The sequence below is a fragment of the Streptomyces sp. NBC_00193 genome (assembly GCF_026342735.1).
Lineage (GTDB): Bacteria > Actinomycetota > Actinomycetes > Streptomycetales > Streptomycetaceae > Streptomyces > Streptomyces stoeckheimensis.
This window is the reverse complement of sequence record NZ_JAPEMM010000002.1, coordinates 775,527-788,212: the sequence shown is the minus strand read 5'-3', so window position 1 is coordinate 788,212 and position 12,686 is coordinate 775,527. Positions and strand designations below refer to the sequence as shown.

The window sequence follows — 12,686 nt, the reverse complement described above, 5'->3', positions numbered from 1 at the left end:
ACGGCGGCTTCCGCCCGGCTCGCCATACTGAAGGGATGGACGAGCCGAACGCACTGGACGAGCCGAACGTACTGATCGTGGACGGTGCCAACGTCGTCGGGTCCGTGCCGGACGGCTGGTGGCGGGACCGGCGCGGCGCCGCCGAGCGGCTGCGCGACCGGCTGGCGCTGCGCGACGAGGGCGAGGAGATCGTCCTCGTCGTCGAAGGCGCCGCCCGGGGTGTCGCCTCGGTGCCCGGCGTACGGGTGGACGAGGCGCCGGGCAGCGGCGACGACCGGATCGTGGAGCTCGCGGCCGCCTGCGCGGAGCGCGGCGGGTGCGTCGTGGTCACGGCGGACCGGGAACTGCGGACACGGGTACGGGCGTACGGTGCGCGGTGCGTGGGACCGCGCACCGTACGCCCGTAGATGCGGCCCCGGGCCGGCCGCGGGGCGGTGCCTAGGAGCGGCAGTAGCGGACCTCGCCCAGGTTCTTGACGTAGCGGGCGGAGACCCAGCGGTCGTCGCGGTCCTTGGCGGCCTTGGCCGACTTCGGGGTCATCGGCGTCGTCGCGTTCTTGCGGTCCTCGTCCATGGAGTCGTGGTCGTCCCGCTCCTCCAGCAGGTACCAGAGGTTGTTACCGTCGACCCGCTCGCCGCGCGTCTTGCACTCGATGGAGAGCTTCTCGTGCGGGTGCACCCGGCCCACCTTGTGGGAGTGGGTGGTCGGCCTGCTGCGGACGGTCAGGGGGCCGCGCGAGATGACGACGCCGCGGGCGTGCTTGCGGTAGCCGTCCTCGTCGTCCCGGCCGTAGTCGTCCTCCTCGTCCACGGGAGTCGTCAGGACCGGTCCGCGCGGTACCGAGTGGTCGGCCGCGACGGCCGTGCCCGCCCCGACCAGGCCGAGCACCATGCTTCCGGCGGTGAGGGCGAGGATGGTCCTGGTGGGCTTCAGCATGAGCCGGCTCCTCCGAGAAGACGTCCGCCCGGCCGCGGCACGCGGCGCGGGGCGGCAACCAGGCGGTTGCCAGGGACGACTATGGCGACGGAGGGCCGGGAGGTCCCGCTGACGCACCGTGACTTCGCCCGATATGCCCAATACGCGGGTCCGCCCGGGGCCGCAACCCGGCGGTTCCGAAGCCCCGGCCCCCTCCTCTTCCTCCCCGTCTTCCTCCTCCTCTGCCTCCTCCTCCGGATGCGGGTACCGCGCGGCGCCGCCAGAGTGGATGCCATGGGTATCGACGATTACGGCGGCGGCGCCGGCGCACAGCAGACCGGTGTGATGGTCGTGACGACGAACGACGTCCCCGGCTACCGGGTCGAGCAGGTCATCGGAGAGGTCTTCGGCCTGACCGTCCGCTCCCGCCACCTGGGCAGCCAGATCGGCGCCGGTCTGAAATCGATGATCGGCGGCGAACTGAAGGGCCTCACGAAGACCCTGGTGGAGACCCGCAACCAGGCCATGGAACGGCTCATCGAGCAGGCGAAGGCGCGCGGCGCGAACGCCGTGCTGATGATGCGCTTCGACGTGACCGACGCGGCCGACGTCGGCACCGAGGTGTGCGCGTACGGAACGGCCGTGGTCCTGGTGCCGGCGAGCACCTAGACGAGCACCCGGGCGAGCACCTGGGCACGCCCCCGGACCAGCACCTGGGCACGCCCCCGGACCAGCACCTGGGCACGCCCCCGGACCAGCACCCGGGCGAGCACGTGGGCGCCGAAGGGCGTTCCGCCGACCCACCCTTGGCGATCACCGCGACGGGGCTCTAACCTCCCGTGATGATCTGCGAAGAATTCAAACGCACACGCGAACCCGAGCCGGCCATCTCCGTCTCCCGGGCCGCCGGAGCCGCGACGTGACCGGGCCCCTGGACCCGCGCACCGCGGGACGCCGCTACGTGACCGCCTGCGTCCTCTACTGGTTCCCCGTGGGCCTGGCCGTCAGCCCGCTGATCCTGCTCTTCACCGAGCGCGGCATGTCCCTGACCGCCGTCGCCGCGTTCTTCGTCGCCCACTCCGTCACCGCCGCCGCACTGGAACTGCCCACCGGCGGACTCTCCGACGTGCTGGGCCGCCGCGCCGTGCTGGCCGCGGCGGGCCTGCTCAACCTGACGGCCTTCACCCTCCAGGGCCTGGGCACCGCACCCTGGGTCCTCGCCCTCGGGATGGCCCTCATGGGCGCGGGGCGCGCACTGTCCAGCGGACCCGCCGAGGCCTGGTACGTCGACACGGTCCAGGCCCACTCCGGCCCCGACGCCGAACTGCGCACCGGACTGGCCCGCGGCGGCTCCGCGGTCTCCGCCGCGCTCGCGGCGGGCACGCTGCTCGGGGGCGCGCTCCCCTGGCTGCTCGCCCGGAGCGACGGAGCCGCCGCCTGGCTGAGCCGGGCGACCTCCGGGCTGGTGCTCCCGCTCTCCACACCACCGCTGCTGGGCGCCGTCGTGGAGACGGCCTTCGTGCTCTACGTCCTCACCGCGCTCCCCGAACCGCCCCGCCCGCCGAGCACCCTGCGCTCCGTCCTCCACGGCATCCCAGCCACCATCGCCGAGGGAGTACGGCTGGGCGGCCGCGATCCGCTGATCCGCCGGGTGCTCCTGAGCGCGGCCGCCGCGGGCGGCGCGCTCGCCGCGCTCGAACTGCTGACACCGGGCCGCGCCGCGTCGTTCACCGGGGCGCCGGAATCGGGCGCGATGCTCTTCGCCGTGCTCGCCTGCGCCGGATTCCTCTGCTCCGGACTCGGGAACCACCTCGCACCCCTGACCGCGCGGCTCGCGGGCAGCGGCGAGCGCGCGGTCCTGCTGGGCCTGGGCGCCGGTGCGGGCGGACTGCTCCTGCTCGGCGTCACCGCCGTGGCGGCGGGCCCGGCCGCGCTTGCCCTCGCGATCCTCGGCTACGGCCTGGTGTACCTCGGCCTCGGCGCGGCGGGTCCGAGCCAGAACGACCTCCTGCACCGCCGGGTGCCGAGCACGGGACGAGCCACAGCCCTGTCCGTCCAGTCCCTCGCCCTCCAACTGACCGGAGCACTCACGGGCCTGCTCGTCGGCATCCTGCCCCGCGGCCCGCTGCCCTGGCTGACGGGAGCCGCACTGCTCCTGGCGGGCGCCCTCCTATGGACCCGACAGACCGCCCCCGCAGCCCCGTACCCGACCCCCCGAGAGGCGGAGGAACCCGAGCCGGCCTGACGAGCACACCGGAGGAGACCGGGGGAGAGCGCAAAGTCCGTGTCACCCCGTCCGCGGAGCCGTCCCGGAGGGTCCCCGCGGCTACATGGCGGACCGCAGCATCCCCGCGGTCTTGGTCATGGCGGCCTTCGTCGATTCGTCGGCAGCGGTTCGCGCGGCGTCCTCCAGCAGGAGGGCGGCCGCCTGGAGGAGACCGATGTGCACGGGCACGGTCGCCAGTCCGGTGAGCGCGGCCATGGCCTGATCCGTGGCGCTCTGCGGGATGAGGGTGCTGACGCCGCGTCCGACGACTCGCTGGGATTGCGTTGGTGTACTCACGGGGTGATTCTCGCGTGCTCGGGCAGCCGGTGGCTCCCTCACGCGTCGTTCGGTCCCGACGCGCTCTCGGTGATGGCGGTCAGTCCCACCAGCCGTCGCCGGTTCGCCAGCGCTGGATCCACTCGAGGAAGCCGGAGGATTCCGGCCCCGGATAGGGGTAGGCGCCGACGTCGCTGACCAGCCAGATCTTGCCCCGTTGGGGCCCGTTGACCACGAGCACCCAGTAGGAGAGTTCATCGTCGGTGCCCAGTACGACGGAGCCGTTGCCGTAGACATCGGCGACGCGCTCGTCGTGATCTGCGGTGAGAGGTTCGCCTTCCCATGCCCAGGTCTCCTGGAGCGGGAACGGCGCGGCGGGATTCCGGGCGGTCCGGTAGGGCCAGCCCGGCGTGAGCCGGCCAAGGGGGAGGAGGCCACCGTCCTCCGGTGGCCCGAGCGAGGACCCGTTGGCGATCTCCGCTACGAAACTCCGGTACGGCTCTGGGAGCACGGCCCCGTGCTCGGCTTCCCACTCCGCGACCGCTTCGTATCCGAGAGCCGGCTCGCGCCACTCCGGCTCGAACGCCGAGCGCAGGAACTCCAGGGCGGCCTCGTCGGGCCGCTGAGCAGGTGATCCGGTCGTCATGGCGACATGCTCGCAGGAGGGACTGACCGCGCCGCACGCGGTGAGTCAGCTTTCGGTCATCAGGGCGAGGCCGACGTGATCTTGAGTCCTTGTCCACCCACCCGACCCACCCGGCACATAAGTCCAGGACGGGGTGCGGCTTTGTCCATGGGCCTGCCGGGGTGTGGTCCGCAGGCTGTCAGGTCAGTGAGCGGACCGCCGGCCTCCACGGTGTGCGGTCTTCCGCCCAGGAAGCGCCGACTCCCGGAGGTCCGATGCGAACCCCCCTCTGGCCGGCCGCAGCCGCGGTGGCCGGTCTCGTGGCCACCTTGGTCGTGGCCGTGCCCGCCGCCCCCGCCGTGGCGGCCGGCCCCGTGACGATCACCTCGCCCGAGCTGTCCGTCAGCGTGGACAGCGCCTTCCCCCGCGTCATCAGCTACACCCGCACCGCCACCGGGGACGTGCTGAACGGCAACGAGGACACCATCGGCGCGATCGTCGTCAACGGAACCACCTACACCCCCACCGTCACCGCCACCCCCTCCGCCTCCGGCGTGGACTACGCGCTGGCCTTCTCCGGAGTGACCATCAGGTCGCGGCTCTCGGTGACCGGTTCGGTGGTGGAGTTCAAGGTCACGGCGGTCGAGGACACGGCCGCCCTGCGCGTCCGCAGCTTCTCCATCCCCAACCACAACCTCGTCAGCGTCCGCAGCAACCAGACGGGCGCGGCGCTCTCCACCGCGAAGATGCACACCGCCACCACCGGCACCGGGGACACCTTCACCCCGATCACCGTGAACACCCCGGTGGACGCCTCCGCGGCGACCGTGATGTACGGGCTGGCCAACACCGGCAAACTGGCCGCGGCCATCGACTCCAACTCGTACTACGACGCCCCCTCGGGCGGCACCGCCAACGAGAACGGCCGGATCAGCAAGCAGGTCACCGACAAGGGCACCTACCGCCGGGCCGGCCTGTGGAGCGGATCCTGGCTCTACCGGGCCTCGGGCGCGGCCGACACCGACACCGAGCCGCTGCCCTACGTCCGGGTCGCGATCACGGCCGACCGCAACGCCGACTCCACCGTCGACTGGCAGGACGCGGCGGTCGCCTACCGCGACATCTGGACCGCTCCCACCGGCTGGCAGCAGACCGCCGACCGGGTCGTGCAGCGCATCCCCTTCAACTTCGCCTCCGCGGCCACCCACCCCTTCGCCGAGACCCTCGACGAGACCAAGCGGGTCAACCTCGCCACCGACGGCCTCGGCCAGTTCGTCCTGCTCAAGGGGTACGCCTCCGAGGGCCACGACTCGGCCCACATGGACTACAAGAACATCGGCTCCAAGCTCGGCGGCGCCACCGACCTGAACACCCTCACCACCGTCGGCCACACCTACAACGCCGACTTCGGCGTCCACATCAACGCCACCGAGGAGTACCCGGTCTCGGCCACCTTCGACCCGGCGCACCAGACCGGCGGCCTCGGCTGGGACTGGCTCGACCAGTCGTACTACGTGGACACCCGCAAGGACGGACAGTCCGGCGGGCGCCTGAAGCGGCTCCAGGACCTCAAGGCGGCCGCCCCCGGCCTGGACTTCCTCTACGTGGACGTCTGGTACGGCGACGGCTACCTCTCGCGCAAGCTCGAACGCGAGATCGGCGGCCTCGGCTACCAGCTCGCCACCGAGTTCCCCGCCTCCATGACGGGTCAGTCCCTCTGGCACCACTGGGCCACCGACGTCAACTACGGCGGCACCGACCTCAAGGGCATCAACTCGAACATCGCCCGGTTCATCGCCAACCACACCAAGGACGACTGGATCGCCGCCAACCCGCTGCTCGGCGGCGCGGAGATCACCGCCTACGAGGGCTGGCAGGGCAAGCGGGACTTCACCTCCTTCCTCAACACCACCTTCGCGACCAACCTGCCGACCAAGTACCTCCAGGAATCCCCGATCGTGAAGTGGACCGCCAACACGGTCACCCTCGCCAACGGCACCACCGTCACCACCTCCGGGAACACCCGCAAGATCACCACGGCCGGCCGGACCGTCCTCGACGGCTCCGCCTACCTGCTCCCGCGCGACGGCAAGCTCTACCACTGGAACGACAAGGCGGCCTCCACCACCTGGACCCTGCCGGCCGGCTGGTCCTCGCCCAAGCTCTACAAACTGACCGACACCGGACGCCAGTTGGTCGGAGACCTGGCCGTCACCGGCGGGCAGGTCACCCTCAACGCCGCCGCCAGGACCGCCTACGTCGTCACCAACGGCGCCGCCCCCGCCCAGGCCGACCCGAACTGGGGCCAGGGTGCCCCCGTCAAGGACCCCTCCTTCTTCTCCGGCAACCTGAACGCCTGGACCGTCACCGGCTCCGGCGCCGCCGTCACCCGCAACGCCCAGGGGCAGAACGAGCTCACGATGGCCGCGAGCACCGCCCCCGCCGTCTCCCAGCAGCTCACCGGACTCGCCCCCGGCACCTACGCCGCCTCCGTCTGGGTCTCCACCCCGGCCGGACGCGCCGCCACCCTCACCGTGACCCCCGCCGGAGGCACGGCCGCCTCCGTCCACGCCGACTCCTCGACGCTGACCAACAACCTCGGCGGCAGCGAGAAGAACGGCACCAAGATGCAGCGCATGAAGGTGCTCTTCGACGTCCCCGCGGGGCAGTCGGCGGCCACCCTCAAGCTGTCCGCGGCATCCGGCTCCGGCACCGTCTACCTGGACGACGTACGGGTCGTCCGCTCCGCCCGCACCCCGCTGAACGGCCACTGGTTCACCGAGGACTTCGAGAACGTCGACGCGGGCTGGGGCCCCTTCGCCTTCGGCGGCGCCGGCGGCTCCGCCACCGACCCGCGCACCCACATCGCCCAGCGCAACGCCCCGTACACCCAGGCGGGCTGGAACGGAAAGCTGGTCGACGACGTGATCAGCGGGCAGAACTCGCTGAAATCGCACGAGGAACGCCAGGGCCTGGTCTACCGCACCCTCCCGCAGACCCTGCGGCTGACGCCCGGCCGCTCGTACAAGGTCAGTTTCAGCTACGAGAACGGCTTCAGCGGCGACTATCAGTTCATCACCGGCTCCGGCAGCACCGAGACGGCCACCGCGCTGGACCAGGCCCGGACGGCCACCACCTTCACGAAGACCTTCACCGCGGGTACCGACGCCTGGATCGGCGTACGGAAGGTCACCGGCGAAGGCTCCCACAACGAGGCCGACTTCATCCTCGACGACCTCGCCGTCGACGACCTGGGCTCCGGGAGCGGCGGCGAACTCCTCGTCCCGCAGGCACAGATGAGCGTCAGGGCGGTCGACAGCCAGGAGACCGCCGGCGAGAACGGCGCCGCGGCCAACGTGCTCGACGGCGACAGCGCCACCATCTGGCACACCCAGTGGTACCAGGCCACCGCGCCGATGCCGCACGAGATCACCCTCGACCTCGGCGCCTCGTACAACGTCTCCGCCCTGCACTACCTGCCCCGGCAGACGCAGAGCAACGGACGCATCGCCGACTACCAGGTCCTCACCTCCACCGACGGCGTCACCTGGGGGACGGCGGCCGCCTCCGGCACCTTCGCCAACACCACCGCCCAGCAGGACGTCGCCTTCACGGCGCGCACCGCGCGCTACGTCAAGCTCAAGGCCACGAGGGAGGTTTCGGGGAATCCGTGGACGGCCGTCGCGGAACTCAACATCGGCTACCTGCCGTGACGGGTCCTTCCCACGGCGACGGCTCCGGGGGCGAGTCCGGGGGAGAGGTCGGGGGAGAGAGGAGCCATCGCGCCGACTGCTGCTGCACCGACTGCTGCTGGCGGAACCGGACGGGCGCCACGCCCACCCGGCGGCTGAACAGCCTGCTGAAGTAGGCGGCGTCCTCGTAACCGACCCGCCGGGCGACCCCGGCGACCGGCAGGTCGGTCCGGGCCAGCAGCTCCTTCGCCCGGCTCAGGCGGATACCGAGGAGGTACTCCTTGACCCCCTCCCCGGTACTGCCCCGCACCGCCCCGCGCAGTTCGGGGAGGCTCATCCCGAGCCGGGCGGCGTGCTCGGCCACCGAGATCGGCAGCAGCGCGTCCCGGGCCAGGGTGTCCATCACGGTGTCCCCGTGCCGCGACACCCCGGCCCGGGCGTAGCGCAGCGCGACGAGCAGCCCGTGCACGGCCGCGGCGGCCTCCACCTCCAGCAGGGGGCCGCCGAGGCGGGCCGCCCGGACGATCCCGTCGACCACGTGCCGCACCCCGGCCGTGCCGCTGAGCGGGACCAGCGGCCGGTCGGGGGTGACGTAGCCGAGGTCGGTGTACGCCTCCACGCTGTGGCCGGCGAAATCCACGAAGCACTCGTCCCACCCGGTCTGTGGATCGGGGCCGTAGTGGTGCTCCACCCCGGGCACGAGCCACAGCAGCGCCGGGGCCGTCACCGGCTGCGGGGCCCGCCCGCCGTGGCTGAACCAGCCCCGGCCGGCGCACACCACCACCGCGACGTGGTGGTCGAGCACGCGCGGGCCGACCACCGGCAGCTCGCCCTGCTGCACCCCCACACCGAGGCACACCAGACCGAGCCGGCGGTGGTTGGCGGTCGGCGAGAAGTACCGCATCCAACTGCTGTACGGAGGCGTTGCCATCTGCGGATTGTGATCCACAAGGCGGGGCGTGCTCAAGGGGAGTGCTCAAGGGGCCGCGGGTTCATGGGCGTTACGAGGCTTTCGCGCGCCCGGGGCGACCGGCGCGGGCAGCGCGACCGCCGGCCCGCCCGGTGCCCGCTCCGGCCGGAGCCCCACCGCCAGGCCGGCGACCACCACGGTCAGGCCCAGCCACACCGCCGGACCCGGGACCCCGCCGCCCGTGACGGCTCCCGCGCCCGCCGCCGCGAGCGGGGCCACCCCGGTCAGCAGCCCGGCCCGGCCGGAGCCCACCGCGGCCACCGTGCGGTACCAGAGGAGGAAGGCCACCGCCGTCACCATCACCGCGAGGTAGCCCGCGGCGGCCCACTGGCGCGGGCTCACGGACACGAGCTCCGCGGGCCCCTCGACGCACACCGTGAGCACCGCCAGCATCACCGCGCCCATCCACACCGCGTGCAGCGACACCCCCCACGCCCCGTGGCGCCGCAGCACCGGCACCGCGAGCAGGGTGAACCCGGCCTCGCAGCCCAGCGCGAGCGCGGCCCAACCGACCCCGGCCGCGTCCGTCCGGCCCGTTCCCTCCACCAGCACCGCCCCGGCGACGACCACCGGCGCGGCCAGCAGCACCCGGCGGCTGGGCCTGCGGCCCTCCATCAGCGGGCCGACCACCCCGAACAGGACGGGTACGCAGGCCACGGCGACGGCGATCACGGCCGGCTCGGCGTGCGCGACGCCCCGTACGACGGCCACGTTGAACAGCACCAGCCCGGTCGCGGCGACCCCGGCCAGCCACAGCCACTCCCGGCCGCGCGGCGCGGTGATCCGCACCCGGGCGAGGCGGGCCAGGCCGAAGAGGAGCAGCGCGGCCATCGTGTAGCGGACGGCCTGCACGCCGAAGAGCGGGGCGTCCACGAGGGAGCGGGAGACGGTGACGCTGCTGCCGACGAGTGCCATGCCGACGATGCCGGGGGCGAGGTCGCGCACCTGCCGGGGCGAAGGCGGCGAAGGCGGCGAAGGCGGCGAAGGCTGTGCAGGTGGTGAAGGGTGCGAAGCGTGTGAAGGGGCTGAGGTGTTCATACCGTCGAGCCTGGCGCCACAATGGCCCCATGGACAGGTCCAAAGAGAGCGCCTTCGAGGGGTCCGTAACAGCAGGTTCTGAAGCGGCGGGGTCCGAAGCAGGGGGGTCGGACTTCCTCCAGCTGGACATCGGCCGGGCCCCGGCCGGCGGGCGCACCGACTGGCTCGCCGACCGCCTCCGTGCGGCCATCGCCGACGGCACGCTCGCCGTGGGCAGCCGCCTCCCGGCCAGCCGCGTCCTCGCCGCCGAGCTGCGGGTCTCCCGGGGGCTGGTCACCGAGGCGTACCAGCGGCTGGCGGAGACCGGCCAGGTGGCCGGCCGCGGCCGTGCGGGGACGGTCGTGGTGGCCGCGCCGGCGACCGGAGTGCAGCCCCCGTCAGGGCCCGCGCGCCCCGCGCTCCCGGATCCGGCCGACCCGTTCGGCACGAGGGAATGGGGCGCCCTCGTCGACGCGCTGCGCGCGGCCCCGGGCCGGATCGACCTCTCGCCCGGGGCGCCGGACCTGGCCGCGTTCCCGCGCACGGCCTGGCTCCAGGCGGAACGCCGGGTCCTCGCCGAGCTGACGCCCGCCGACTTCGGCTACGGGAACCCGCAGGGCACCCCCGCGCTGCGCGAGGCGATCGTCGGCTGGCTCGCCCAGAACCGCGGGATCCGCGCGGACCCCGAGGAGGTGGTCGTGGTGGCGGGCGTGGCGCAGGCGCTCGGACTGCTGGCACAGGTGCTGCGCGCGGAAGGCGTACGCAACGTGGCGGTCGAGGACCCCGGCTCGCTCGGGACGCGCCGGCAACTGGAACACGGGGGCATGCGCCTCCTGCCCGTACCCGTGGACGCGGGCGGCATCGACACCGCCGCCCTGGCGGCCGGCCCGGCCCAGGCGGTGGTGCTGACACCGGCGCACCAGTTCCCGACCGGGGTCGTCCTCGACGGAGAACGCCGCCGCGAGCTGCTCCGCTGGGCCGCGGCCGGGGGAGTCGTCATCGAGGACGACTACGACGCCGAACACCGCTACGACCGCGCCCCCGTCCCCGCCCTGCGGGCCCTGCTCCCGGAGGCCGTCTGCTACACCGGAAGCGTCTCCAAACTCCTCGCCCCCGCCCTGCGGCTGGGCTGGCTGCTGGTTCCGCCGCGCAGGCTGGACGCCGTGATCGAGGCCAAGCGCTACGCCGACCTCGGCAATCCCGTCCTCGCCCAGCTGGTGCTGGCCCGGCTGATGGCCTCGGGGGAGCTGGAGCGCCACCTGCGCTTCGTACGCAGGCGCCACCGGGCCCGCCGGGACGCGATGCTCCGCGCGATCGCCGCCGAACTGCCCGGAGCGCGGGTGCACGGGGCGGCGGCCGGGCTGCACTTGATGGTCACCTTCGAGGGGGCGGACGCCGAGGGCTTCGACGACACCGCCCTCGCCGCCGCGGCCCTGGACCTCGGGGTCAAGGCCCACCCCCTGTCCTGGCACCGGGTCACCCCGGGCCCCGCGGGCCTGGTCCTCGGCTACGCCGCGGGCTCGGTGGGCGAGATCGAGGAGGGCGTGGCCACCCTCGGCACGGCCCTGCGAGCGCTACGGGGGTAGCCGGGCCCGCGCCGTGCCGCGGCCGGGCCGTCTTCCGGGCCCGCGAAAAGTTTTTCGGGAACGGCGGCAACCTCCCGGGGACTCGCGCGTCGTGCGGGGGTGAAGGGCGTGATCCCGCGCCCCGCAGCCGACCGTGGAGAACCACCGTGAAGAACCTGAAGCGCGCCCCGCTGTCCGTCCGCAGGGCGGCGGGCCTCGCCGTAGCCGCCGCAGGCGTGGCCCTCGCGCTCGCCGGGCCGGCCTCCGCCGCACAGGGAGCGTCCGCCTCGCCGACCGCACCCGCCCCCGCCCCGGCGACCACCGCGCCGAGCACCGCGCCGAGCGTGGTCCCCTCTGCTCCGAAGCCGCAGCCCTCGGTGAGCGTGCCTCCGGGCACCAAGCCGAGCGCCTCGCCCAGCTCCGTCCCGAGCGTGTCTCCGAGCGGCGCGCCGAACGGGACCCCGACCGCCGTACCCAGCGGGGCTCCGAGCGCCGCCCCGTCCTCGCCCGGAGAGCCCGAACTCGCGCATACTGGCTCCTCCGCCACCACGGCCGCATACGGCGCCGGGGCCGCCGTGCTGATCACCGCCGGGGCCGCGACCCTGTACACCGTGCGGCGTCGCGCCAACGGCTGAGGACCCCCGTGCTCCACCTCGCATTCCCCGCGGGCCCCGTCGCGTCCGGTTTCGACCGGCCGCGGCGGGGCTTGTGGTCGTTCCTGCTGCGCCGTGAGCGCTCCTCCGCCGCGGCGGCCCCGCCCGCGCCGTCGGAGCCGTACCGGCACGCGTACACGTACGGCCACCCCACCGAGGCGGGCGGCCCGCCGCCCACCGTGACCGAGCTCTACCACGCCCACCGGCTGCGGATGGTCCGGCTGGCGGTGCTGCTGGTGGACGACCTCGGTACCGCCGAGGACGTGGTGCAGGACGCCTTCACGGCGTTGTACCGGCGCCACGGCGAGCGGATCACGGAGGTGGACAACGCGCTGGGCTACCTGCGCACGGCCGTCGTCAACACGGCCCGCTCCGTGCTGCGCCGCCGCCGGATCGCCCGCGCCTGGACCCCGCAGGCACCCGCCGACGTGCCCTCCGCCGAGGCGTCCGTGGTCCTCGACGAGGCACACCGCGAGGTCCTCGCCGCGCTGGGGCGGCTGACGCCGAGGCGGCGGCAGGTCCTGGTGCTGCGCTACTGGGCCGACCTCAGCGAGGCGGAGATCGCCGAGACGCTGGGGATCAGCCGGGGGGCGGTCAAATCGAACGCGAGCCGTGGGCTGGACGCGCTGGAACGGATTCTGGAGGGTCGGATATGACGCGTGGACAGGAGCCGCCCACGGGGCCGGGCCGGGAGCCGTCGGACGGGT

Annotated in this window: 12 protein-coding genes; 7 read left to right on the top strand and 5 right to left on the bottom strand. The window is 73.5% G+C overall.

The features are described 5' to 3' along the window. Nucleotides 1–35 precede the first annotated feature (35 nt). On the top strand, nucleotides 36–407 hold the full coding sequence (locus OG898_RS31670) for an NTP pyrophosphohydrolase (protein WP_250738212.1): 372 nt from the start codon (nucleotides 36–38) through the stop codon (nucleotides 405–407). Nucleotides 408–438: 31 nt separating this feature from the next. Here the strand turns inward: OG898_RS31670 and OG898_RS31665 are convergent, their stop codons facing one another. Next, a complete protein-coding gene (locus OG898_RS31665) occupies nucleotides 439–936 on the bottom strand; it encodes a hypothetical protein (RefSeq protein ID WP_266961600.1) in 498 nt (165 codons plus the stop codon). A 273-nt stretch (nucleotides 937–1,209) separates the two neighbouring features. Here OG898_RS31665 and OG898_RS31660 point away from each other — a divergent pair, with 273 nt between their 5' ends. Together OG898_RS31660 and OG898_RS31655 are read left to right on the top strand one after the other, a co-directional pair. Next, on the top strand, nucleotides 1,210–1,584 hold the full coding sequence (locus tag OG898_RS31660; protein WP_250738208.1) for a YbjQ family protein: 375 nt from the start codon (nucleotides 1,210–1,212) through the stop codon (nucleotides 1,582–1,584). A gap of 250 nt (nucleotides 1,585–1,834) precedes the next feature. Further along, a complete protein-coding gene (locus OG898_RS31655; protein ID WP_266961597.1) occupies nucleotides 1,835–3,160 on the top strand; it encodes an MFS transporter in 1,326 nt (441 codons plus the stop codon). An 81-nt stretch (nucleotides 3,161–3,241) separates the two neighbouring features. On the opposite strand, the gene OG898_RS31650 is transcribed toward OG898_RS31655, so the two are convergent. After that, a complete protein-coding gene (locus tag OG898_RS31650) occupies nucleotides 3,242–3,478 on the bottom strand; it encodes a hypothetical protein (protein WP_266961595.1) in 237 nt (78 codons plus the stop codon). A gap of 79 nt (nucleotides 3,479–3,557) precedes the next feature. Then, entirely contained in the window at nucleotides 3,558–4,103 is a 546-nt protein-coding gene (locus tag OG898_RS31645) for an SMI1/KNR4 family protein (RefSeq protein ID WP_266961593.1), read from the bottom strand. A 254-nt stretch (nucleotides 4,104–4,357) separates the two neighbouring features. Between OG898_RS31645 and OG898_RS31640 the strand changes: the two genes are divergently transcribed. Continuing rightward, entirely contained in the window at nucleotides 4,358–7,795 is a 3,438-nt protein-coding gene (locus OG898_RS31640; protein WP_266961591.1) for an endo-alpha-N-acetylgalactosaminidase family protein, read from the top strand. Here OG898_RS31640 and OG898_RS31635 read toward each other — a convergent pair. Then, nucleotides 7,773–8,705, bottom strand: a complete 933-nt coding sequence (locus OG898_RS31635) for an AraC family transcriptional regulator (protein WP_266961590.1) — start codon at nucleotides 8,703–8,705, stop codon at nucleotides 7,773–7,775. The two genes, OG898_RS31640 and OG898_RS31635, sit on opposite strands and share 23 nt — an antisense overlap. A gap of 45 nt (nucleotides 8,706–8,750) precedes the next feature. After that, nucleotides 8,751–9,689, bottom strand: a complete 939-nt coding sequence (locus OG898_RS31630; protein ID WP_266961589.1) for a DMT family transporter — start codon at nucleotides 9,687–9,689, stop codon at nucleotides 8,751–8,753. A 122-nt stretch (nucleotides 9,690–9,811) separates the two neighbouring features. Here OG898_RS31630 and OG898_RS31625 point away from each other — a divergent pair, with 122 nt between their 5' ends. The 3 genes from OG898_RS31625 (at nucleotide 9,812) to OG898_RS31615 (ending at nucleotide 12,635) form a co-directional block, all read left to right on the top strand. Beyond that, on the top strand, nucleotides 9,812–11,347 hold the full coding sequence (locus OG898_RS31625; RefSeq protein ID WP_266961588.1) for a PLP-dependent aminotransferase family protein: 1,536 nt from the start codon (nucleotides 9,812–9,814) through the stop codon (nucleotides 11,345–11,347). A gap of 146 nt (nucleotides 11,348–11,493) precedes the next feature. Continuing rightward, a complete protein-coding gene (locus tag OG898_RS31620) occupies nucleotides 11,494–11,961 on the top strand; it encodes an LPXTG cell wall anchor domain-containing protein (protein WP_266961587.1) in 468 nt (155 codons plus the stop codon). 8 nt (nucleotides 11,962–11,969) lie between these two features. Further along, complete coding sequence (locus OG898_RS31615) at nucleotides 11,970–12,635, top strand: SigE family RNA polymerase sigma factor (RefSeq protein WP_266961586.1); 666 nt, start codon at nucleotides 11,970–11,972, stop codon at nucleotides 12,633–12,635. The last annotated feature ends 51 nt before the right edge of the window (nucleotides 12,636–12,686 follow it).